19 protein-coding genes are annotated in these 20,720 nt (G+C 71.4%); 4 read left to right on the top strand and 15 right to left on the bottom strand.

Annotated elements, in window-relative coordinates:
• Nucleotides 1-30: 30 nt before the first annotated feature.
• From ftsZ to murC, 3 genes are all read right to left on the bottom strand, one after another.
• Entirely contained in the window at nt 31-1,185 is a 1,155-nt protein-coding gene (ftsZ, locus tag R8Z57_RS05775) for a cell division protein FtsZ (RefSeq protein WP_318352831.1), read from the bottom strand.
• Between the two features lie 173 nt (nt 1,186-1,358).
• On the bottom strand, nt 1,359-2,273 hold the full coding sequence (locus R8Z57_RS05770; protein WP_404810346.1) for an FtsQ-type POTRA domain-containing protein: 915 nt from the start codon (nt 2,271-2,273) through the stop codon (nt 1,359-1,361).
• A 108-nt stretch (nt 2,274-2,381) separates the two neighbouring features.
• Entirely contained in the window at nt 2,382-3,794 is a 1,413-nt protein-coding gene (gene murC / locus R8Z57_RS05765) for a UDP-N-acetylmuramate--L-alanine ligase (protein ID WP_318352829.1), read from the bottom strand.
• Nucleotides 3,795-4,003: 209 nt separating this feature from the next.
• Here murC and R8Z57_RS05760 point away from each other — a divergent pair, with 209 nt between their 5' ends.
• Nucleotides 4,004-4,378: a GntR family transcriptional regulator gene (locus R8Z57_RS05760; protein WP_318352828.1), complete on the top strand. Its 375-nt coding sequence runs from the start codon at nt 4,004-4,006 to the stop codon at nt 4,376-4,378.
• A gap of 92 nt (nt 4,379-4,470) precedes the next feature.
• Here the strand turns inward: R8Z57_RS05760 and R8Z57_RS05755 are convergent, their stop codons facing one another.
• The 10 genes from R8Z57_RS05755 to R8Z57_RS05710 all read right to left on the bottom strand — a co-directional run bounded on the left by R8Z57_RS05755 (nt 4,471) and on the right by R8Z57_RS05710 (nt 15,502).
• Nucleotides 4,471-5,556: a UDP-N-acetylglucosamine--N-acetylmuramyl-(pentapeptide) pyrophosphoryl-undecaprenol N-acetylglucosamine transferase gene (locus R8Z57_RS05755; protein ID WP_318352827.1), complete on the bottom strand. Its 1,086-nt coding sequence runs from the start codon at nt 5,554-5,556 to the stop codon at nt 4,471-4,473.
• Nucleotides 5,557-5,600: 44 nt separating this feature from the next.
• Nucleotides 5,601-6,899 carry a putative lipid II flippase FtsW gene (gene ftsW / locus R8Z57_RS05750; RefSeq protein WP_318352826.1) on the bottom strand — a complete coding sequence of 433 codons (1,299 nt, stop codon included), beginning with the start codon at nt 6,897-6,899 and terminating at the stop codon, nt 5,601-5,603.
• Entirely contained in the window at nt 6,829-8,403 is a 1,575-nt protein-coding gene (gene murD, locus R8Z57_RS05745) for a UDP-N-acetylmuramoyl-L-alanine--D-glutamate ligase (protein WP_318352825.1), read from the bottom strand. The genes ftsW and murD overlap by 71 nt, the downstream gene beginning before the upstream one ends.
• On the bottom strand, nt 8,400-9,512 hold the full coding sequence (gene mraY / locus R8Z57_RS05740; protein ID WP_318352824.1) for a phospho-N-acetylmuramoyl-pentapeptide-transferase: 1,113 nt from the start codon (nt 9,510-9,512) through the stop codon (nt 8,400-8,402). Before mraY ends, murD begins: the two co-directional genes overlap by 4 nt.
• Nucleotides 9,509-10,924, bottom strand: coding sequence for a UDP-N-acetylmuramoyl-tripeptide--D-alanyl-D-alanine ligase (locus R8Z57_RS05735; RefSeq protein WP_318352823.1), 1,416 nt, complete (start codon nt 10,922-10,924; stop codon nt 9,509-9,511). The genes mraY and R8Z57_RS05735 overlap by 4 nt, the downstream gene beginning before the upstream one ends.
• Nucleotides 10,925-10,949: 25 nt before the next feature.
• Nucleotides 10,950-12,734: a penicillin-binding protein 2 gene (locus tag R8Z57_RS05730; RefSeq protein ID WP_318352822.1), complete on the bottom strand. Its 1,785-nt coding sequence runs from the start codon at nt 12,732-12,734 to the stop codon at nt 10,950-10,952.
• An 82-nt stretch (nt 12,735-12,816) separates the two neighbouring features.
• Complete coding sequence (locus R8Z57_RS05725; protein WP_318352821.1) at nt 12,817-13,440, bottom strand: hypothetical protein; 624 nt, start codon at nt 13,438-13,440, stop codon at nt 12,817-12,819.
• Nucleotides 13,437-14,390 (bottom strand): 16S rRNA (cytosine(1402)-N(4))-methyltransferase RsmH, encoded by a 954-nt coding sequence (rsmH, locus tag R8Z57_RS05720; protein ID WP_318352820.1) that lies wholly within the window; start codon nt 14,388-14,390, stop codon nt 13,437-13,439. Before rsmH ends, R8Z57_RS05725 begins: the two co-directional genes overlap by 4 nt.
• A 119-nt stretch (nt 14,391-14,509) precedes the next feature.
• Complete coding sequence (gene mraZ, locus R8Z57_RS05715) at nt 14,510-14,941, bottom strand: division/cell wall cluster transcriptional repressor MraZ (protein ID WP_056367092.1); 432 nt, start codon at nt 14,939-14,941, stop codon at nt 14,510-14,512.
• A gap of 195 nt (nt 14,942-15,136) precedes the next feature.
• Entirely contained in the window at nt 15,137-15,502 is a 366-nt protein-coding gene (locus tag R8Z57_RS05710; protein WP_318352819.1) for a DUF3040 domain-containing protein, read from the bottom strand.
• A 64-nt stretch (nt 15,503-15,566) separates the two neighbouring features.
• On the opposite strand from R8Z57_RS05710, the gene R8Z57_RS05705 reads away from it, so the two are divergent.
• A complete protein-coding gene (locus tag R8Z57_RS05705; protein WP_318352818.1) occupies nt 15,567-16,661 on the top strand; it encodes a polyprenyl synthetase family protein in 1,095 nt (364 codons plus the stop codon).
• 30 nt (nt 16,662-16,691) lie between these two features.
• Here R8Z57_RS05705 and R8Z57_RS05700 read toward each other — a convergent pair whose 3' ends face one another.
• Both R8Z57_RS05700 and R8Z57_RS05695 read right to left on the bottom strand, forming a co-directional pair.
• Nucleotides 16,692-17,042, bottom strand: a complete 351-nt coding sequence (locus tag R8Z57_RS05700; RefSeq protein ID WP_318352817.1) for an Rv2175c family DNA-binding protein — start codon at nt 17,040-17,042, stop codon at nt 16,692-16,694.
• Between the two features lie 167 nt (nt 17,043-17,209).
• A complete protein-coding gene (locus R8Z57_RS05695) occupies nt 17,210-17,410 on the bottom strand; it encodes a hypothetical protein (RefSeq protein ID WP_318352816.1) in 201 nt (66 codons plus the stop codon).
• Between R8Z57_RS05695 and R8Z57_RS05690 the strand changes: the two genes are divergently transcribed.
• On the top strand, nt 17,403-18,464 hold the full coding sequence (locus tag R8Z57_RS05690) for a LysM peptidoglycan-binding domain-containing protein (RefSeq protein ID WP_318352815.1): 1,062 nt from the start codon (nt 17,403-17,405) through the stop codon (nt 18,462-18,464). The two genes, R8Z57_RS05695 and R8Z57_RS05690, sit on opposite strands and share 8 nt — an antisense overlap.
• A gap of 103 nt (nt 18,465-18,567) precedes the next feature.
• Nucleotides 18,568-20,526, top strand: a complete 1,959-nt coding sequence (gene pknB / locus R8Z57_RS05685; RefSeq protein ID WP_318352814.1) for a Stk1 family PASTA domain-containing Ser/Thr kinase — start codon at nt 18,568-18,570, stop codon at nt 20,524-20,526.
• Nucleotides 20,527-20,720: the final 194 nt, after the last annotated feature.

Genomic DNA, 20,720 nt, shown 5'->3' with positions numbered 1-20,720 from the left:
GAAGCGATCGTCGTGCGGACTGCCTGAGGTCTACTTCAGGAAGTCGGGGATGTCGAGGTCGTCGTCACCGAAGGCGGTGTCGTACGACGACTCGGTCACCGCGCCGACCGTCACGGGGACGGGGGGCTGCGCCTCGACGACATCGCGGTCCTTCGCGGCCTCGTCGGCCGGAGTGACCGGCACGGCCGGCGTCGACACCACGCGCGCGGCCGTGATCGGCTCGATGCGCGCCTGCGGCTCGCCGCCGTCGAAGCCGGCGGCGATGACGGTGACGCGCACCTCGTCGCCGAGCGTGTCGTCGATGACCGTTCCGAAGATGATGTTGGCCTCGGGGTGCGCGGCCTCCTTGACCAGCTGAGCGGCGTCGTTGATCTCGAAGATGCCGAGGTTCGACCCGCCCTGGATCGACAGCAGCACGCCATGCGCCCCCTCGATCGACGCCTCCAGCAGCGGCGATTCGACCGCGAGCTCGGCGGCCTTGATGGCGCGATCCGCCCCCCGTGCCGAGCCGATGCCCATGAGGGCCGAACCCGCTCCCTGCATGACCGACTTGACGTCGGCGAAGTCGAGGTTGATCAGACCCGGCGTGGTGATGAGGTCGGTGATGCCCTGCACACCGGCGAGGAGAACCTGATCGGCGGTCGCGAACGCCTCGATCATCGAGATGCCGCGGTCGCTGATCTCGAGCAGGCGGTCGTTGGGCACCACGATGAGGGTGTCGACCTCTTCCTTCAGGCGCGCGACGCCGGTCTCGGCCTGCTGCTGGCGGCGACGGCCCTCGAAGGAGAAGGGCTTCGTCACGACACCGATCGTGAGAGCTCCTATCGACTTCGCGATCTTCGCGACCACCGGCGCACCGCCGGTGCCCGTGCCGCCGCCCTCGCCCGCGGTGACGAAGACCATGTCGGCCCCGCGCAGGGCCTCCTCGATCTCCTCCGCGTGGTCTTCGGCCGCGCGCCGGCCCACCTCGGGGTCGGCACCCGCGCCGAGCCCTCGGGTCAGCTCGCGACCTACGTCGAGCTTGACGTCGGCGTCGCTCATCAGCAGCGCCTGGGCGTCGGTGTTGATGGCGATGAACTCGACGCCCCGCAGACCGAGCTCGATCATGCGGTTGACCGCGTTGACACCGCCGCCGCCGACGCCGACGACCTTGATCACGGCGAGGTAGTTCTGGTTCTGGCTCATGCCGGCCTCCGTAGCCCTGGACCTTCTAAACCTTCAACCTCTAGTAGAGGTGTAAAGAATTGCCCGGTATGCAATTCCGATGTCACGAAAGTAAGCGGAGGGCGCGCCGGAATCCGGAGCGGATCGGCGTGTCGCGCCAACCCGGTCGGCAAGTCGTCCGGATGGGTGCCGCGTCAGCGGATGACGACGGCGTCGGGCGACGACACGTCGTAGGTCGCGACGTCCGCCGGCGGCCGTCCGGCCATCGCGGTCTGCAGCACGAGGGCCTTTCGAGCGGAGCGTTCCGCGCTCCCCCACACCACCTGCGTGTTGGTGCCGCCGAGGGCGAGCGTGACGTCGTCCGGGGTCGTCGCCGATACCTCGGTCACCTGCGCGCGGATGTCGTCGGGGAGCGAGCGCATGACCTGACCGACCGCCGCGAAGGCGTCGGAGTCGACCCCGCCACGGACCGTCAGCACGGGGGTGCCCGCACTCGGTGTCGCGGTCGTCGAGAGCGCCACCCCGGCGCCGTCGACGAGGGTGTAGCCGGCGCGCGTCTCGATGAGCCCGACCGGCGTGCGCTCGACGATGCGCACCACGAGTTCGTGCGGCGGCCGGGCCTCGAGCGCGTAGGTCTCGATGAGCGGGAAGGCGACGAGCTCGGCCTTCACCTCGCTCTCGTCGACGAGGGGCAGCGGCGTGCCGAGCTGGCCCGACAGCGCGTCTGCGACGGCCGCGGCGTCCAGCTGCTCGGCGCCCACGACCGAGATCTGCTGCACGGCGAAGAGCGGGCTGTACGCCGCACCGACGGTGGCCAGGGCGAGGATGACGACGGATGCCGCGGCCCCGAGCCAGAGCGCGCGCCGGCGACGCTGACGCACCGTGAAGCGGCGGATCTCGGCCCGCAGCGCCTTGCGTCGCGCCCGGGCCGCCTTCCACACCTCGCGGAAGCCGACGTCGGCCGCCTCGCCGTCGGACGCCGGGGCCGATTCCTCGACCCCGGCCGTCGGCGACAGTGGCAGCGGTGCCGGCGACCCGAGCGGCACGACCGGCGTCGTGGGAGCGTCGTCGGCGTCCACCAGCACGGCGCCGGCTGCGGCATCCGTCATCTCGCCATCGGGAGGCGACGGCCGCGCCGCGCGCGCACCCGCCTTGTCCGCGGCGGGCCGGGCGCTCGGCGACGGCGGCTGCGGAAGCGGCGACGGGCGGCGCACGGGCTACTCCCCCGCGGCGGCGGGCGTGCGCCCGAGGGCGTCGAGCACCTGCGGGATGATGAGGTAGACGTTGCCGCAGCCGAGGGTGATGACGTAGTCGCCCTCGCGCGCGACCGACGCGGTGTAGTCGGCGGCCTCCTGCCAGTCCGGCACGAAGTGCACGTGCGACGGGTCGTCGAAGGCCCCGCTGACGAGCTCGCCGGTGACGCCGGGGACGGGGTCCTCGCGCGCGCCGTAGACGTCGAGCATGACCGTGTGGTCGGCGTACTGCTCGAGCACCTGCGCGAACTCGCGGTACATCTCCTGCGTGCGCGAGTACGTGTGCGGCTGCTGGATCGCGATGATCCGTCCGTCGCCGACGACGGTGCGCGCGGCGGCGAGGGCGGCGGCCACCTCGGTCGGGTGGTGCGCGTAGTCGTCGAAGACGCTCACCCCGCGCTCGACCCCGTGCAGCTCGAAGCGGCGGATCGTGCCGGCGAATCCTTCGACGGCGCGCACGGCGGGCTCGAGGTCGTGGCCGAGGGTGAGCAGCACGGCCACCGCGCCGGCGGCGTTGATCGCGTTGTGCGCGCCGGGGATCGGCAGCTGCGCCTCGACGGTGGCGCCGTCGTGCGTGAGGCGGAACGAGACCGGGCCGTCGGTCACGATGTCGCTCACCCGCACCGTGGCGTCAGACGCCTCGCCGAACGTGATCACGCGCGGGTGCGTGAGCTGCTCGGCCACGAGCCTCGCCCCGGCGTCGTCCGACGAGATGACGACGGCCTCGCGCGCCTCGTTCGCGAACCGCGCGAACGCGGCATAGAACGCCTCGCGCGTGCCCCAGTGGTCGAGGTGGTCGGGATCGACGTTGGTGATCAGCGCGATCGACGTGTCGTACAGCAGGAAGGTGCCGTCGGACTCGTCGGCCTCGATGACGAAGAGGTCGTCCTGGCCGCTGCCGCTCGACACGCCGAGCTGTGCGATGACGCCGCCGTTGACGAACGTGGGGTCGACGTCGAGGTCGCGCAGCGCCGTCACGAGCATGCCGGTCGACGTGGTCTTGCCGTGCGCGCCGGCGACCGACACGAGCCGGCGACCGCCGATGAGCCAGTACAGCGCCTGCGAGCGGTGGATGACGTGCAGCCCGCGCTCCTTGGCGAGCACGAACTCGGGGTTCTCGGGCCAGATGGCGCCGGTGTGGACGACCGTGTCGACGTCGTCGCCGAGATTCGCGGCGTCGTGGCCGACGTGCACGGTCGCACCGAGCGCGGCGAGCTCACGCAGCGCAGCGCTGTCGGCGCGGTCGGACCCCGACACGCGGATGCCGCGCTCGAGGAACATGCGGGCAAGCCCCGACATGCCGGATCCGCCGATCCCGATGAAGTGGGCGGCGGTGATGTCGGCGGGGATGGGAAGACTGAGATCGGGTCTGATCATGACCGGTCAAGTCTAAGTTGGGCGACGGATGCCGCGGCCCCGGCGCGCCCGGCGGCAGCGGGTGGCGGCATCCATTCTGTATTGACACATTGATACAGAACGCGGCACAATCGAGACATGACGGCGGGATTCGAGATGTCGCTCGAGGCGTTCAACGCCGTGTTGTCGGGGTTGTTCGCCGCGCCCGCTCCGGCAGGAGGAACACCCGCGTGATCGTCATCGACCCCTCCTCTCCCGTCCCGCCGTTCGAGCAGCTCCGCGCCGGGCTCGTCGACGCCGTGACCTCCGGCGAGCTCGCACCCGGTGCGCGGCTGCCGACCGTCCGCCGGCTCGCGGAGGATCTCGGGATCGCGCCCGGCACCGTGGCGCGCGCGTACCGCGAGCTCGAGGCATCCGGGATCATCGAGACTCGCGGACGCAACGGCACGTTCGTCTCCTTCGACGCCGACCCGGCGCGTCAGCAGCTGCAGCGCGCCGCGGCCGCGTTCGCCGCGCAGGTGCGCGACCTGCGCCTCGACGCCGACGAGGCGCTCGCGATGGTCACGGCCGCGCTCCGCGGCGGCGAGCCCTCCCCCGCGCCCTGAGCCACGGCGCAGGAGCGGAGATCTGCGGGTTCGAGGACGGATCCCGTAGATTCCTCCTCGCATCCGCTGAAGTCCGCTGCGACGGCAGCAGGTCAGCCGCGGAGGGCCTCGTCGATCATCGCGACGACGTTCTCGGTGCCGTTCCGGGTGCCGACGGATGCCGCAGCCGCCGTCATCGCGTCGCGCCGGCCCTCGTCGGCCAGGAGCGGCAGGATCTCGGATCGCACGCGATCGCCGGTGAACTCGGCGTCCGGGACGAGGATCGCGGCCCCGGCGCGGACGGCCGACGAGGCGTTCAGTGCCTGCTCGCCGTTGCCGACCGCGTAGGGCACGTACGCGGTCGGGATGCCGAGCGCGCTGAGCTCGCTGACCGTGGCGGCGCCGGCGCGCGAGACGACGACATCGGCGAGGGCGAAGGCCAGGTCCATGCGGTCGACGTAGCGCCGGACGGCGTAGCCGGCGACGCCCGGGTCGGCGAGCTCGGAACGCTCGCCGGTCACGTGCAGCAGCTGCCAGCCCGCATCGAGCACATCGCGCCAGGCGCGGCCGTATCCCTCACCGAACGCCTCGTTCAGTCGCAGCGCGCCCAGCGATCCGCCGAAGACCAGCAGTACGGGCTTCGACGGGTCGAGCCCAAAGTACCCGGCCGCCTCGGCGCGGGCCGCCGCACGGTCGAGCGTCACGATCTCGCGGCGCAGCGGCATCCCCACCACCCGCGAGCGCTTCAGCGGCGTCCCTTCGAAGGCGACCCCGACGCCGGCGGCCCGACGCGCGCCGAGGACGTTCGCAAGCCCGGGCCGCGCGTTCGCCTCGTGCACGATGAACGGCACCCGCTCGCGGCGGGCGGCGACATACGCCGGCGCCGACGCGTAGCCGCCGAACCCGACGACGACATCCACGTCGCGCTCCGTCAGATGCGCGCGCACCTGCGCCACGGCGCGACGGAAGCGCGCGGGGAAGGCCGCCGCCGCCTTGTTCGGGCGGCGCGGGAACGGCACCTTGTCGACGAACAGCAGCTCGTAGCCCCGCTCGGGCACGAGCCGCGCCTCGAGTCCCTCGCGCGTGCCGAGCACGAGCACCTCGGCCTCGGGGTCGCGCGCGCGCAGCGCGTCGGCGACAGCCAGCAGCGGGTTGACGTGTCCGGCGGTGCCGCCGCCGGCAAGGAGGTACGTCGTCACTCCCCGAGCCTACCCGGCGCTCCGTGCGCGCCCCGGCACCCGGGTCAGCGGACGGCGCGGAGCTTCGCGCGCTCGCGGGCGGCCCGCGCCTGGGCGATCCGCGCCTCCCGACGGGCGATGGATGCCGGGAGCGTCCGGGTGAACGCCAGCAGCACGCCCGACGCGATCAGCACCGACACGAGCGACGTGCCGCCCTGTGACATGAAGGGCAGCGGCACACCCAGCACGGGGAACACGCGCAGGACGACGCCGATGTTGATGAGGGCCTGGCCGACGATCCACACGGTGATGCCACCGGCCGCGATCCGCACGAACGGGTCGTCGGTCTTGCGGATGACGTGGAACGCGCCGACCGCGAACAGCGCGAACAGCGTCAGGACGACGGCGCAGCCGATGAGGCCGAGCTCTTCGCCCACGATGGCGAAGATGTAGTCGTTGGCGGCGGCGGGGAGCCAGTCGTACTTCTCGCGCGAGTTGCCGAGGCCCAGGCCGAAGATCCCGCCGCTGGCGAGACCCCAGATGCCATGGAGGGGCTGGTAGCAGTCGTTGAAGTAGTCGTCGAGGCAGTTCGGATTGAGGAAGCTCATGAACCGCCGCATGCGGTCGGGGCTGGCGACCGCGAGGACGGCCACAGCGGCCGCCGCGCCGATCGCCGGGAGGATGAAGATCCGCAGCTTGACGCCGGAGAAGAAGAGCGCGCCCAGCACGATGAGCACGAGGACCATCGCGGTGCCGAGATCGTGCCCGGCGATGACGGCGCCGATCGCGAGGATCGCCACCGGCACGAGCGGGATGTAGACGTGCCGCCAGAGACCGAGGAGCGTCTGCTTGCGGAAGAGGACGTACGCGACCCACAGCGCCAGGCCGAGCTTGAGGAACTCCGAGGGCTGCGCCTGGATGCCGCCGATGTTGATCCAGTTGCGGTTGCCGTCGGCCGCGACCCCGAGCCCCGGCACGAACACCAGCAGCTGGAACGCCACGCCGAAGATGAGCGCGGGCCACGCGATCTTCTTCCAGAACGTCAGCGGCAGCCGGCTCGCGAGGAACATCAGGGGGATGCCGATCGCGGCGAACGCGACCTGCTTGATGACGTCCTCCCACGGCGCGACGCCGCGGGCGGTCGCGATCGCCGAAGTGGCCGAGAGGACCATGACGAGCCCGAAGACGGTCAGGAGCAGCGTCGTCGAGGCGATGAGCAGGAACTCGCTCGGAACCGGCGCGAAGATGCGCCCGAGCGTGACGCGTGCGGCGAGCCCGCGCGCTCCCGACCGGTCAGCCGCGGGTGACGTCGCCTCCGGCGCTGTCCGGGTCGTCCGGGGCCGTGGTGGCTGTGTCGTGGTCACCCGAGTCCCCCGTCCCGATCCGATTCCTCACCGCCGCCGCGAAGCGGCGACCGCGGTCGGCGTACGACGCGAACTGGTCGAAGGATGCCGCAGCGGGAGCGAGCAGAACCACGTCCCCGTCACGCGCCACCCCTGCCGCCAGTTCGACGACACGCGCCATGACCTCTTCAGTCTCATCGGCGTCGACCTCGAACACGGGCACCGCGGGCGCGTGTCGCTCGAACGCGGCGACGACCTGGGTGCGATCCCGGCCGATCACGATGGCGGCCTTCGCGCCGGCCCCGCGGCCGGCGACGAGGCCCGAGATGTCGACGCCCTTGAGGAGTCCGCCGACCACCCACACGGCGCCCGGGTACGCGATGAGCGACGAGGCCGCCGCGTGCGGGTTGGTCGCCTTCGAATCGTCGACCCACGTGATGCCCTCGTGCCGCGCGACGACCTCGATGCGGTGCGGGTCGAGGCGGAACCCCCGCAGCGCGTCGCGGATGTCGGCCGGCGCGACGTCGACCGAGCGCGCGAGCGCGGCGGCGGCGAGGATGTTCGCCACCATGTGCGGGGCCGCGAGGCCGAGCCCCGCGAGCTCCTCGACGGTGGTGAGCTCGAGCGCGCTGCGGTGCCGCTCCTCGAGGAACGCCCGGTCGACGAGGATGCCCTCGACCACGCCGAGGTCGCTCGGGCCCGGCACGCCGAGGTCGAACCCGATGGCACGGGCGCCCTCGACGACCTCGGCGTCTTCGACCATCGCCTGGGTCGCGGCATCCGCCTTGTTGTAGACGCACGCGACGCGCGTGTTGTCGTACACGTGGGCCTTGGCCGCCCGGTACTCGTCGAATGAGCCGTGCCACTCGAGGTGGTCGTCGGCGAGGTTGAGGCACACCGCCGCGTGCGGCGACAGCGGGTCGGGCGAGTCCTGCAGCCCCAGGTACCAGAGCTGGTGGCTCGACAGCTCGACCACCAGCACGTCGAACCCGGCCGGGTCGCGCACCGCGTCGAGCACGGGGGTGCCGATGTTGCCGACGGGCGCCGCACGCAGCCCGCCCTGCACCAGCATGGTCGCGGTGAGCCGCGTCGTCGTGGTCTTGCCGTTGGTGCCGGTGATGAGGATCCAGTCGGCGGGAGTCCCGTCGGCCCGGACGACCTTGTCGCGCACGCGCCACGCGAGCTCGACGTCGCCCCACACCGCGATCCCGCGCTCACGGGCCCACCCGATGAGCGGATGCCGCGGCGCGAAGCCGGGTGAGGCCACCACCACGTCGGGCTCGAAATCGACAAGGTCATCGGGCACCGACTCGAGCGAGCCGGTCCACAGCCGCGCGCCGATCACCGGCAGCAGGCGCGCGTACTCCTCGTCGGCCTTCTCGGTGACCGCGAGCACGTCGGCGCCGAGCTCTGCGAGCGTGTCGGCGACCGAGAACCCGGTGACCGAGATCCCGAGCACGGCCACCCGCAGGCCCTTCCAGTCGGCGTTCCAGCTGGTGAGGGACGACAGGCGTTCCGAGGTCATGTGCGAGAGAGCCATTCGACGTAGAAGAATCCGATGCCCGACACCGCCAGCAGGCCCGCGATGATCCACATGCGCACGACGATCGTGACCTCAGACCAGCCGCGCATCTCGAGGTGGTGGTGGAAGGGGCTCATGAGGAACAGGCGTTTGCCGCGGCTGAGCTTGAAGTAGAGGCGCTGGAGGATGACCGATCCGGGCCCGATGATGAAGACACCGGCGACCAGCACGGCGAGAAGCTCGGTGCGGGTGAGGATCGCCATCGCGGCGATGACGCCGCCGATCGCCATCGAGCCGACGTCGCCCATGAAGACCTTGGCCTTCGGCGCGTTCCACCAGAGGAAACCGACGAGCGCGCCGACGAACGCCGCCGACACGATGGCGAGATCGAACGGGTCGCGCGTCGGATAGCAGGCGGCTTTGGCTGCGGCCGAGAGTCCCTCACCGCCCCAGCACGCCTGGTTGAACTGCCAGAACGCGATGAGGCTGTAGGCACCGGTCACGAAGATGCCCGCGCCGGCCGCGAGGCCGTCGAGGCCGTCGGTCACGTTGACGCTGTTCGAGAAGGCGACGCCGATGAACGACACCCAGGCGAGGTAGAGGATCCAGCCGGCCACCAGGCCCAGGGTCATGAACCCGAGCACCGGCACGTCGCGGAACACCGACACGTACGGCGACGCCGGGGTCTGCGAGAACTCGTTCGGGAAGTTGAGCGCCACGATGCCGAACGGCACGGTGACGAGCACCTGGCCGACGATCTTCCGCCAGCCGCTGAGCCCCATGAACTTCTGCTGGCGCACCTTCATGTAGTCGTCGATGAAGCCGACTGCACCGAGCCCCACCATCATCCAGATCACGAGCAGGCCCGAGATCGTCGGCGGGTTGTTGCCCGCGAAGCCCCCCACGAGGTAGCCGACGATCGTGCCGACGATGAAGATCGTGCCGCCCATCGTGGGCGTGCCGCGCTTGGTCTGGTGATTGGGGTTGCGGATGTCTTCGGGCGTGCGGATCACCTGACCCCACCCCCATTTGCGGAAGAGCCGCAGGAAGACGGGGGTGAGGAAGAGTGTGAAGGCCAGCGAGATCGCCGCCGCCGTCAGGAGTGATCTCACGAGAACGATTCTCCCAGACGATCGCCGAGGAACCGGAGTCCTGCCGAGTTCGACGACTTCACCAGCACGCGGTCGCCGTCGCGGAGCTCGCCCCGGAGGTAGTCGAACGCCTCGTCGGCGGTGGCGAAGAAGACCGCCTCGTTGTCCCACGAGCCCTGCGCCACGGCCTCGAGGTACATGCGGCGGGCATCGTCGCCGACGACGACGATGCGCTGGATGCCGAGCCGCACCGCGAGGAGGCCGACACGGTCGTGCTCCTCCTCGGCGTGCTCCCCCAGCTCGCTCATCGCGCCGAGGACGGCGACGGTGCGCTCGCCTGGGCCGGTGATCTGCGCCAGGGTGCGCAGGGCGGCAGCCATCGAGTCGGGGCTGGCGTTGTAGGCGTCGTTGATGATGCGCACCCGGTCCGACCCGAGCGGCTGCATGCGCCAGCGCTCGGCGATCTCGACGGTCTCCAGGCGCGCGACGGCGTCCGCGAGCGACACCCCGAGGGTCGTGGCGGCCGCGATGGCGGCCAGCGCGTTCATCACGTGGTGCTCGCCGAGCACCCGCAGTCGCATCGGCAGCGAGACGCCGTCCGCCGTGACCGTGAAGGATGTTCCGGATGCCGTGACCACGACGTCGTCGGCGCGCACGTCGGTGGCGGCGGGACCGCGCCCGAACCAGCGCACGGCCGCTCCCCGCTCCGCGGCGATGGGCGCCATGGCGGCGACCCGGGCGTCATCGGCGTTGAGGACCGCCACTCCCCCGGCACCGAGCGCCTTCACGAGCTCGGACTTGGCGTGGAAGGTGGCCTCGATGCCGCCGAAGCCGCCGGCGTGGGCCATGCCCACCATCAGCACGACGCCGACGTCGGGATCGACGAGTCCCGCGAGCCGCGCGATCTCGCCCGGCGCGCTGGCTCCGAACTCGCTGACGAGGTACCGCGTGGAGTCGGTGACCCGCAGCATGGTCAGCGGCGCGCCCACCTCGTTGTTGAACGAGGCCCGCGGCGACACCGTCTCGCCCTCGCCCTCCATGATGCGGGCGAGCAGGTTCTTGGTGGTGGTCTTCCCGTTCGAGCCGGTGATGCCGACGACCCGCAGGTCGCCGCCCGCCCGCACCTGCGCGACGACCGCGCGCGCGAGGTCGGCGATCGCCACGACGACGTCGGCGACGACGATCTGGCTGACGTCGGCGTCGACGCGGCGCTCGACGATCGCGAGCACGGCGCCGTTGTCGACCGCCGCGCCGACGAACAGGTGGCCGTCGGTCTCCTCACCGGGCTTCGCGACGAAGACGTCGCCGGGGGTGATGAGGCGCGAGTCGGTGTCGACGAGGCCGTCCACGACCGTCTCGTCGGTGTCGTCGCCGGCGAGGTGCACCCGGCCGGAGACGGCACGGGCGATCTGGGCGATGGTGAGCGCGATCATGGGGGGATACTCCGTCGGGTGGGGACTACCCGAACTTGGGCAGCAGCTCCGGCGCCGTCGTCGACGGCATGACGCGATACGTCTTCAGGACCTGGGTCATGGCCTTCTGGAACGCGGTCGCGTTGGCCGCAGACGATGTTACCTTCGTCGGCTCGTCGAGGGTGACGACCACCACGTACTCCGGGTCCTCGGCCGGGGCGAAGCCCACCATCGTCGTGTAGTAGACGCCCTGCTTGTACCCGCCGTTGCCGTCGGACTTCTCACCGGTTCCCGTCTTGCCGCCGATGCGGTAGCCCGGGATCTCGACGGTCTTGGCGTACGGCGCCTGGAGGAAGACGTTCTCGAGCATCTCGCGCATCTGCGCGGACGTGCTCTCGCTCAGCACCCGCTCGGGCTCGGGCACCTCGGGCACGATCACGGTGCCGTCGGGCTTCGTGCACGACTCGATGATCTGCAGCGGCATCCGTACCCCGCCGTTGACGATGGCGCCGTACGCCCGCGCGAGCTCCGGCATGGTCGTCACGACACCCTGGCCGAACGAGGTGTTGTACGCCGTCTGCGTGCCCCATTGGTCGACGGGGTGGACGAGGCCGTTCGATTCGGCCGGGTAGCCCGAACCGGTGCCCTGCCCGATGCCGAACTTCTGGAAGTAGTCGTAGCGGGTCTGGCGGTCCACCTTCTCACTGAACTTCGAGATGCCGGCGTTCGACGAGTCGATGAGCACGCCGGTGAGCGTGTAGGTGTAGGCGGGGTGCTTGAAGGCGTCGCGCACGCGCGCGCCGTCGGCGAAGAACTCCTCGCTCGATGCGACGACGGTCGAGTCGGGAGTCTGGCCGCCGGCATCGACGACGGTCGCCGCCGTGAGGCCCTTGAACGTCGACCCGGGCTCGAACGTGCCGAGGAAGATCTGGCTCGTGCGGCCCTTCACGTCGGTCGCGTCGACGTTGTTCGGGTCGACGGTCGGGTACTCGGCGGCCGCGCGCACCTTGCCCGTCTTGACCTCGTAGACGAGGACCGAGCCGTGCTGGGCCGCCATGTTCTGGGTCTGCTCGGCGATCAGCTGCTGCAGGTACCACTGCAGATCACGGTTGATGGTGAGCTGCAGCGTGCCGCCGTCTGTCGCGGGGGTCTCGCTCTCGGTGCCCGGGATGACGACGCCGTCCTTGCCCTTCTCGTACGTGCGCACGCCGTTCGTGGCGGCGAGGCAGTCGTTCTGCGACAGCTCGAGGCTCTCCTGCGGCTGGCCGTCGGTGCCGACGAAGCCCACGAGGTTGCCGGCGACCGCCCCGTCGGGGTAGGCGCGGGCGGGGTGCGACATGCAGGTGATGTAGGGCGCCTTCAGATCCGCGAGAGCGCGGAACTGCTCGGTCGACACGCCCTTCTTCAGCTGGGCGTACTCGGAGTTCGCGTTCTCAGCCAGTGCGGTCGCGACGATCTGCCGCACCTCTTCGGGGGTCTGTCCCGTGATCTCGGCGACATCCTCCGACACCTCGGCCCACAGGCGCGCCTCGGACTCCCCCTCAAGGACCTCGGCGTCGATCTGCGTGATCAGCAGCGGCGACAGCTGGCAGTCGTAGCGCAGGATGCTCCCCGCCAGGGTCTGCCCGTTCTGGTCGACGATCGCGCCGCGGGTGCCGTACAGCTCCTGCGACCCGGCGAAGGCGGTGTTGAGCGAGTCCTCGATGTGCTCCTCGGCGTTGACGACCTGGATGTCGACGAGGCGGACGATGAACCCCGCGAGCACCGCGAGGACGACGGCGAGGGCCACGACGGTGCGGCGGCGGGGGCTTCTCGTGCTTCGTGTCGTCATCTGCGTCTCGTGCTCTGCGCCTCGGTCTCGATCGCTGTCTCGGTCTCCGCCGGACGTGGTCCCGCGGGCTCGTGTCGTCGGTTCAGTGTGTGCTCGGAGTGGGCAGTCCGTCGGTGATCGGCGGCGGAGTGTTGCCGACCCCGCCGTCGGTCGTCTCGGCGACGTCGACCGGCAGGCCGTCGATCGTGGCGTCAGGCACGGTTACCAGGGGTGTGTCGGTGATGAGCGCGTTGGCCACGGCCCCGCGGCCGATCGCGTCGACCGACGACGATCCCATCGCGACCTCCGACGGCCCGAGGAGGGCGCCGTCGCTGAGGCGCAGGTAGCTCGGAGCCTCGTTGATCACCATGCCGAGCGCGGCCGCGTTCGCGGCGAGGTACTGCGGCGAGCTGAGTCCTGCGACGTCGTCGTAGAGGATCTGCTTCTGATAGGTGAGGTCGCGCTGCTCCTGCGTCAGGGCGGCCAGCTCGTAGGTGCCCTGTGTGGTCATGATCGACAGCGCCATCTGCGCGGCGGCGATGAGGAAGGCCCCCAGCACCGCGACGACGCCGTAGAACAGCTTCGGGCGGCGGCGGCGAGACGGCGCCTCGACCACCCGCAGGCGCCGGTGCGGGGCATCCGTCCGCTCCGGCGCGGGAGCGGCCAGACGCGGTGCGGCCGTGCCGGTCAGGACCGGTGCGGCCGCGGCGTTCGCGATCGGGCTCATGCGTCTTCCCTCACTCGCTCGGCGGCGCGCAGGCGCACCGGCGTCGCGCGCGGGTTGACCGCGCGCTCCTCCTCGGTGGCGAGCTCGGCGCCTTTGACGAGCAGTCGGAACTTCGGGGCGTGCTCGGGCAGCTCGACCGGCAGCCCGGCGGGCGCGGTCGAGGCCGAGGCATCCGCCAGCGCGCGCTTGATGAGCCGGTCCTCGAGGGACTGGTACGACAGCACCACGATGCGTCCCCCCACCGGCAGGATGCCGAGGGCGGACGGCACGGCGCGCTCGAGCACCGACAGCTCCCGGTTGACCTCGATTCGCAACGCCTGGAAGACGCGCTTGGCGGGGTGCCCGGTGCGCTGCACGGCCGCCGGGGTCGCCGCCTGGAGGATCTCGACGAGCCGGCCCGAGCGGTCGATGGGAGCCTCGGAGCGCGCCGCGATGATGGCCCGGGCGTAGCGACCGGCGAGCTTCTCCTCGCCGTAGCGCTCGAAGATCCGGCGCAGGTCGCCCTCACCGTACGTGGCGAGGATCTCGGCGGCGGTCGTGCCCGCGGACTGGTCCATCCGCATGTCCAGCGGCGCATCCTGCGCGTACGCGAAGCCGCGGTCTGGGACGTCGAGCTGCAGCGACGAGACGCCGAGATCGAAAAGGATGCCGTCTGCCGCCGGGAACCCGGCCGACGCGACGGCGTCCGCGATGCCGTCGTAGACGGTGTGGACGAGGGTCACGCGGTCGCCGAACGGCGCCAGGCGCTCCCCCGCGATGCGGAGGGCGTCGGTGTCGCGATCGAGCCCGACCAGGTGCAGCCGCGGGAACCGCTCGAGGAACGCCTCGGAGTGCCCGCCCATGCCGAGCGTCGCGTCGACGAACACGGCGCCGTCGCGCTCGAGCGCCGGAGCCAGCAGCTCGATGCAGCGCTCGAGCATGACGGGGGTGTGGATGTCGCGCAGGTTCATGATCGACAGGACCTCTGGTTCCCATCCCCTGGACCCTGATCCCCATCCGCTCTGACCTGGCACCGGGGAAGTGGCGACAGGGCGGGAGCGGCTGGGAGTCGGGATCCAGGCGACGAGCCTCAGAACAGGCCCGGAATCACCTCCTGCTCCAGCTCGGCGTAGCTCTCTTCGTTGGCCTCGGCATAGGTGTTCCATGCCGTGGCGTCCCAGATCTCGGCATGAGCGCCCACGCCGGTGACGACGAGGTCTCGCTCCAGGCCGGCGTATGCGCGCAGCGGAGGGGGGATGGTGATGCGGTTCTGACTGTCGGGCTTCTCGGCACTCGCCCCCGAGAGGAACATGCGCAGGAAGTCGCGCGCCTGCTTGTTCGCGAGCGGCGCCTCGCGGATGCGGTCGTGCACCCGCTCGAACTCCTTCTCGCTGAACACGTACAGGCAGCGATCCTGCCCGCGTGTCACGACGACACCCCCACCCAGGTCGTCGCGGAACTTGGCCGGGAGGATGACGCGCCCTTTGTCATCGAGCTTGGGAGTGTGCGTGCCCAAAAGCATCGGTACATCACGCCCCCTTCGTCCGGCCCCCCGGGTTGTCCGCCACTTTACTCCACTCTCCTCCACTTCGCTACCGAAACGTGACATGAGACTCCCCCGCACTCCTCCTGACGGTGCGCGCGGGCGGTTCGCGGGCACGAAAAAAGCACCGACCCGAAGGTCGGTGCTCAGTGCCGGATCAGGCGGCGGGGCGGCTCAGCGCTCGCCTTGCCTCTTGTCCCAGCGATCGTTCATGCGATCCATGAACGAGGAGTTGGCTCGGGGTTTCGCCGGCCGCTCGGGCTCGACACGCATCTTGCCCGGTCCGCGAGCCGGCGTGACGGCGAGGACGACGCCGCCCAGCATCACGACGAAGCCGATGACCCCGACGACGATCAGCTGCTGCGACACGCCGACGATCAGGCCGCCGAGGCCCACGAGCACGAGAACGGTGCCGTAGACGATGTTGCGATAGCTCAGAGTGCGTCCGTCGCGGGGCGCGCTGACGACATCCGCGTCGTTGCGCATGAGATGGCGTTCCATCTCGTCCAGCAGGCGCTGCTCCTGTTCGGAGAGTGGCATGCATCCCCCTCTGTACTTCCAGTGGCTCGATTGTACGCGTGCCGTTCCTCACTAGGCTAGGCCCGTGTCCGCCCCCGCAGAGCCGATCGAAGCCATTTCCCAGCGAGTGGACATGTTCGTCTCGGGGCAACGCGCGACGGTGACGGATGCCGGAGCCGACGCGGTGCGCTTCATCGAGGCCGCCGCCGACGCCGTGACCGGTGGAAAGCGCCTTCGCGGTCGCTTCTGCCTCGCCGGGTGGAGGGCAGTGGAGGACGCCACCTCGCGCAGCAGGGACGCCCCGGACCCGGTGGTCGCCGCGGCGGCCGCCCTCGAGGTCTTCCACGCCGCAGCACTCGTCCACGACGACCTCATCGACAACTCCGACACGCGACGCGGCCGCCCGGCGGCGCATCGCGCGCTCGAGACGGGCCACCGCCGGTCCGGGTGGCGGGGCGACGCCGCGTCGTTCGGCCGGTCGGCGGCCATCCTTCTCGGCGACCTCCTCGTCGCGTGGAGCGACGACCTCCTCGAAGAGGGGCTGGCCCAGGCCTCGCCCGACCGGGCAGCGGCCGCGCGGCGGCAGTACGCACTCATGCGCCGCGAGGTGACGCTCGGGCAGTTCCTCGACGTCGCCGAGGAATCGGCGTTCGTCACCGAGCCCGACGACCGGCACGCCGAGCGCGCCCTGCGGGTCGCCTCGTACAAGTCCGCCCGCTACAGCGTGCAGCAGCCGCTCGCGATCGGCGCGGCCCTGGCCGGAGCGGACGCCGAGCAGGCCGCTGCCCTCGCAGCCTTCGGGCATCCGCTCGGAATGGCGTTCCAGCTCCGCGACGACGTGCTGGGCGTCTTCGGCGACGAGGCGGCGACCGGCAAGCCGTCCGGCGACGACCTGCGCGAGGGCAAGCGCACGGTCCTCATCGCCTACGCGCGCGAGGCGCTGAGCCCGACGGCGCGGCGCATCATGGACGAGCTCGTCGGGGATCCGTCGCTCGACGCCGAGCAGATCGCGGCGCTGCAGCAGACGATCGTCGACGCCGGAGCGCTGGACCGCGTCGAGCAGCTCATCGAGACGTACGCGCGCGAGGCCGATCGCGCGCTCTCGGGCGCCCGGCTCGGCAACGCCGCCGTCGGCGAGCTGCGCGATCTCGCGCGCGCCGCGACGGTGCGCACGACCTGAGCCCGCGCCGACCGCGGACGCGTGGTCGCGTCAGGCGAGGGTCCGGGCGACCCGACGGACCTCGCTCTTGCGCCCGGCGAGCAGCGCCTCGATCGGGGCGAGGCCGATGGTGTCGTCCGGGCTCAGCAGCCAGTCGATCGCCTCGTCGTCCGAGAAGCCGGCGTCGTGCAGCACGATGACGGTGCCGCGGAGCGAGTGCAGTGGCTCGCCGTCCACGATGAACACGGACGGCACCTTGAGAGCGCCGTCGCGGCGAGTGCCGACGAGATACGACTCGTCGAGGAGGCGGCGGACGCGGCCGAGCGGCTCGCCGAGCACCTCCACCAGGTCGGGAAGGGTGAGCCAGTCGGTCTCGAACCGCGAAACGTCGTCAGAGGTCACGGAAGCAACTATCCCAGATCCATCCGGCACGGGCTCCGCACCACTTGTCACATCCGTCACAGCAGTCACTCCTTATAGCACCCGTTGACACCGGTGCACTTCCGTGACACGGTTTTCGAAGTCGGCTGAGGGGGGAAACTCGTGCGACGAGTCCGGAGTACCAGCAATCACGTCCATCGGGCGCCCGTCCCGCCGCGCGCGCTCTTCGCCGGCGTGCCGGTCGCGGTCGCGGGTTCGGTGGCACTGACGCTCAGCGCGGTGCCGGCGCACGCGATGACGACGGATGCCGCGGGCCCTGCACTGAGCGTCCCGCGCAGCCCAGCACTGTCGGCAGGCGTCGGCGCCGGCTCGGCGGCGACTGTGAGCATTCCGCGCGTCTCCGGCGTCGCGACGCCCCGTGCGGCGGCACTCCGCACCGCCGTCGAACCGGCGCCGCCCACCCACACCGTGCTGCGCGGCGACACCATCAGCCGCATCGCCGCGCGCTACGGGCTGCGCACCACCGACGTGCTGGCGCTCAACGGACTGGGCTGGTCGTCGACCATCTACCCCGGACAGGTCCTGAAGCTCAGCGCGGCGACCGCAGCGCCTGCCGCTCCCGCGCCGGCACCGGCACCGGCCCCTGCGAGCGCGACGTACACCGTGCAGGCCGGCGACACGATCAGCGCGATCGCGCGGCGCCATGGCACGACGACCAGCGCGGTGCTCGGCGCGAACGGGCTCGGCTGGTCGTCGATCATCTACCCCGGGCAGACCCTCAGCATCCCGGGTGCCGGGGCTGCGGCATCCGCCCCCGCTCCGGCGCCCGCGCCCGCGCCGGCCCCCGCGCCGGCCCCCGCGCCGAACGCGGCGGCGGGAACGCACACCGTCGCCGCGGGCGACACGGTCAGCGGCATCGCCGGGCGCTACGGCGTGACCGCGAATGCGGTGCTCGCGGCGAACGGCCTGGGGTGGTCGTCGATCATCTATCCGGGTCAGACCATCAAGATCCCGTCAGCGGCTCCCGCCGTGCCCGGCCTCACGGCCGAGCAGGCGGGCAACGCGCAGCTGATCATCCGGATCGGGCGCGAGATCGGCGTGCCCGACCGGGCGATCGCGATCGCGCTCGGCACCGCGATGCAGGAGTCCTCGCTGCGCAACGTGGCGTTCGGCGACCGCGACTCGCTGGGTCTCTTCCAGCAGCGGCCGAGCTACGGGTGGGGCACCGCGGCAGAGGTGCAGGACGCCGCGCGCGCCACCCGGGTGTTCTACGGCGGTGCGGGCGATCCGAACGGATCGCGCACCCGCGGACTGCTCGACGTGCCGGGCTGGCAGAATCTCACCTTCGCACAGGCCGCGCAGGCGGTGCAGATCTCGGCCTACCCCGACGCATACGCCAAGTGGGAGGCCCCCGCCTACTCGTGGCTCGCCGCGCTCGGCTGATCGATGCGGACGCGCCGCCGCGGCCACGCCGCTCTTGGTCACAGAACGGTCGCAGGGTGAGCCGCTCCGCCGGCTCGCAGGTGCGCGTCCGTAGACTCTCAGCGTGAGCACGAGTCAGCAGACGGACCCGCTGATCGGCCGTCTCGTCGACGGCCGGTACCGGGTGCGTGCTCGCATCGCCCGCGGCGGCATGGCGACCGTGTACGTCGCGACCGACCTGCGCCTCGAGCGCCGCGTCGCGCTCAAGGTCATGCACGGCCACCTCAGCGACGACACCGTGTTCCAGAGCCGGTTCATCCAGGAGGCCCGCGCGGCCGCGCGGCTCGCCGACCCGCACGTGGTCAACGTCTTCGACCAGGGCCAGGACGGCGACATGGCGTACCTCGTCATGGAGTACCTGCCGGGCATCACGCTGCGCGAGCTGCTGCGCGAGCAGCGCCGGCTCACCGTGCCGCAGGCGGTGTCGATCCTCGACGCCGTGCTGTCGGGACTGGCCGCCGCGCACAGGGCGGGCATCGTCCACCGTGACGTGAAGCCCGAGAACGTGCTGCTCGCCGAGGACGGCCGCATCAAGATCGGCGACTTCGGCCTGGCGCGCGCCACGACCGCCAACACCGCGTCGGGCGCGCAGCTGCTCGGAACGATCGCCTACCTGGCACCCGAGCTCGTCACACGAGGCACCGCGGATGCCCGCAGCGACATCTATGCCATCGGCATCATGCTGTACGAGATGCTCACCGGCGAGCAGCCCTACAAGGGCGAGCAGCCGATGCAGATCGCGTTCCAGCACGCGACCGACTCGGTCCCCCGCCCGAGCGTGAAGAACCCCGGCGTCCCCGAGCCGCTCGACGAGCTGGTGCTGTGGGCCACCGAGAAGTCCCCCGACGAGCGTCCGATCGACGCGCGCGAGATGCTGCAGCGGCTGCGCGAGATCGAGCGCGAGCTCGGCATCACGCCGAACGTCACGCGCACCGGGCCCGTGGGCGTGATCCGCGAGACCGGCGTGCAGACGGGCGAGCTGACCGCGGTGCTGCCGGCCGCGGCGACCGGGCCGACGGCCGCGATCGACGACGCCGACAACGCCGGCCGCCTGCGCCGCGCGACCCGGCGCCGCCGCACGCGCGGGGCATGGCTGGTGGTGCTGGTGCTGCTGCTCGCCGCCCTCGCCGGCGGTCTCGGGTGGTGGTTCGGCTCGGGGCCGGGTTCGCTGGTGCCGGTCGCCGATGTCACGGGCGTGACCTCGTTCCAGGAGGCGTCCGACATCCTCGCGCAGGATTCGCTGGTCGCCACGGAGCAGGGTGAGAACAGCCTCGAGGTTCCCGCGGGTACCGTGATCCGCACCGATCCGACCGGCGGCACCCGCGTCGACCGCGACTCGTCGGTGACGGTGTTCGTCTCGCTCGGTCCGGCCGCCGCGGACTTCGGCTCGTTCGCCGGGGTCGCCGAGGCCGACGCGCGTGCGACGCTCGAGGCGCAGTCCGTCGGCGTCCCCGAGGAGAGCGCGACGTTCTTCACCGATGCGGCCGCCGGAACGGTGATCGGCGTGAGCATCCGCCCCGCCGGTGCACCCGACGACGGCTCCGGCGACGTCGCGTGCCTCGACGGCTGCAGCGTGCACCAGGGCGACACCGCCCGCCTCCAGGTCTCCCTCGGGCCGCTCCCCGACGTCGCGGGCGAGAGCGAGGGCAAGGCGCGCAGCACCCTCGAGGGCCTGCAGCTGGTCGTCGCGGACCCCAGTCAGACCGAGGCGAGCGACCAGGTCGACGAGGGCCGCGTCATCCGCCTCATCGGCAAGGACGACGGCGGCTGGCTCGCCCCCGGCGACACCGTGACGCTGGTGGTGTCGACCGGTCCCCCGCTCTTCGCCGTCCCCAACCTCGTCGATCTGACCCTGGCCGAAGCGCGCAAGGCGGCGGAGGACGCCGGCTTCACCATCGACTACGACGACCGCTGGGACGCCTTCCCCGACCCGTTCACCCGCGTCGAGTCGCAGAAGCCCGACGCCGGCGACATGGAGCCGCGCGGCACCGTGATCTCCCTGCGCATCGCCGCCGCCCTCTGACCCCCGCAGGCCTGGCGCGTCAGCCGACGAGTTGAACGGCGGATGCCGCGGCCCCCGGCATCCGGCAGCACCTGACCATCGCGACGAGACCTCGCAACAGCACCGAACTTCGGCCCGGCACGGTGCATTCGTGCGGTCTCGCACCGGCCGCGCGGCCCAGCACCGCCCCCACGCATGCGCCGCCACCGGTTCAG

The sequence above is a fragment of the Microbacterium sp. M3 genome (assembly GCF_033548675.1).
GTDB classification, from domain to species: Bacteria; Actinomycetota; Actinomycetes; order Actinomycetales; family Microbacteriaceae; genus Microbacterium; species Microbacterium arthrosphaerae.
The sequence above is the reverse complement of the archived record's forward strand: the minus strand, read 5'-3'. Positions and strand labels throughout refer to the sequence as shown.

Excerpts from the sequence above, each read along its gene's own strand:
- murD (WP_318352825.1), bottom strand. The coding sequence starts at position 8,403 with ATGACCTCGGAACGCCTGTCGTCCCTCACCAGCTGGAACGCCGACTGG.
- rsmH (WP_318352820.1), bottom strand. The coding sequence starts at position 14,390 with ATGAACCTGCGCGACATCCACACCCCCGTCATGCTCGAGCGCTGCATC.
- mraZ (WP_056367092.1), bottom strand. The coding sequence starts at position 14,941 with ATGCTTTTGGGCACGCACACTCCCAAGCTCGATGACAAAGGGCGCGTC.
- ftsZ (WP_318352831.1), bottom strand. The coding sequence starts at position 1,185 with ATGAGCCAGAACCAGAACTACCTCGCCGTGATCAAGGTCGTCGGCGTC.
- R8Z57_RS05730 (WP_318352822.1), bottom strand. The coding sequence starts at position 12,734 with ATGACGACACGAAGCACGAGAAGCCCCCGCCGCCGCACCGTCGTGGCC.
- R8Z57_RS05695 (WP_318352816.1), bottom strand. The coding sequence starts at position 17,410 with ATGCTCACAGTCGCCGCCGAGCCGGCGCCGACGCCTGCCGACAGTGCT.
- R8Z57_RS05725 (WP_318352821.1), bottom strand. The coding sequence starts at position 13,440 with ATGAGCCCGATCGCGAACGCCGCGGCCGCACCGGTCCTGACCGGCACG.
- R8Z57_RS05770 (WP_404810346.1), bottom strand. The coding sequence starts at position 2,273 with ATGACGGATGCCGCAGCCGGCGCCGTGCTGGTGGACGCCGACGACGCT.
- R8Z57_RS05735 (WP_318352823.1), bottom strand. The coding sequence starts at position 10,924 with ATGATCGCGCTCACCATCGCCCAGATCGCCCGTGCCGTCTCCGGCCGG.
- R8Z57_RS05710 (WP_318352819.1), bottom strand. The coding sequence starts at position 15,502 with ATGCCACTCTCCGAACAGGAGCAGCGCCTGCTGGACGAGATGGAACGC.
- murC (WP_318352829.1), bottom strand. The coding sequence starts at position 3,794 with ATGATCAGACCCGATCTCAGTCTTCCCATCCCCGCCGACATCACCGCC.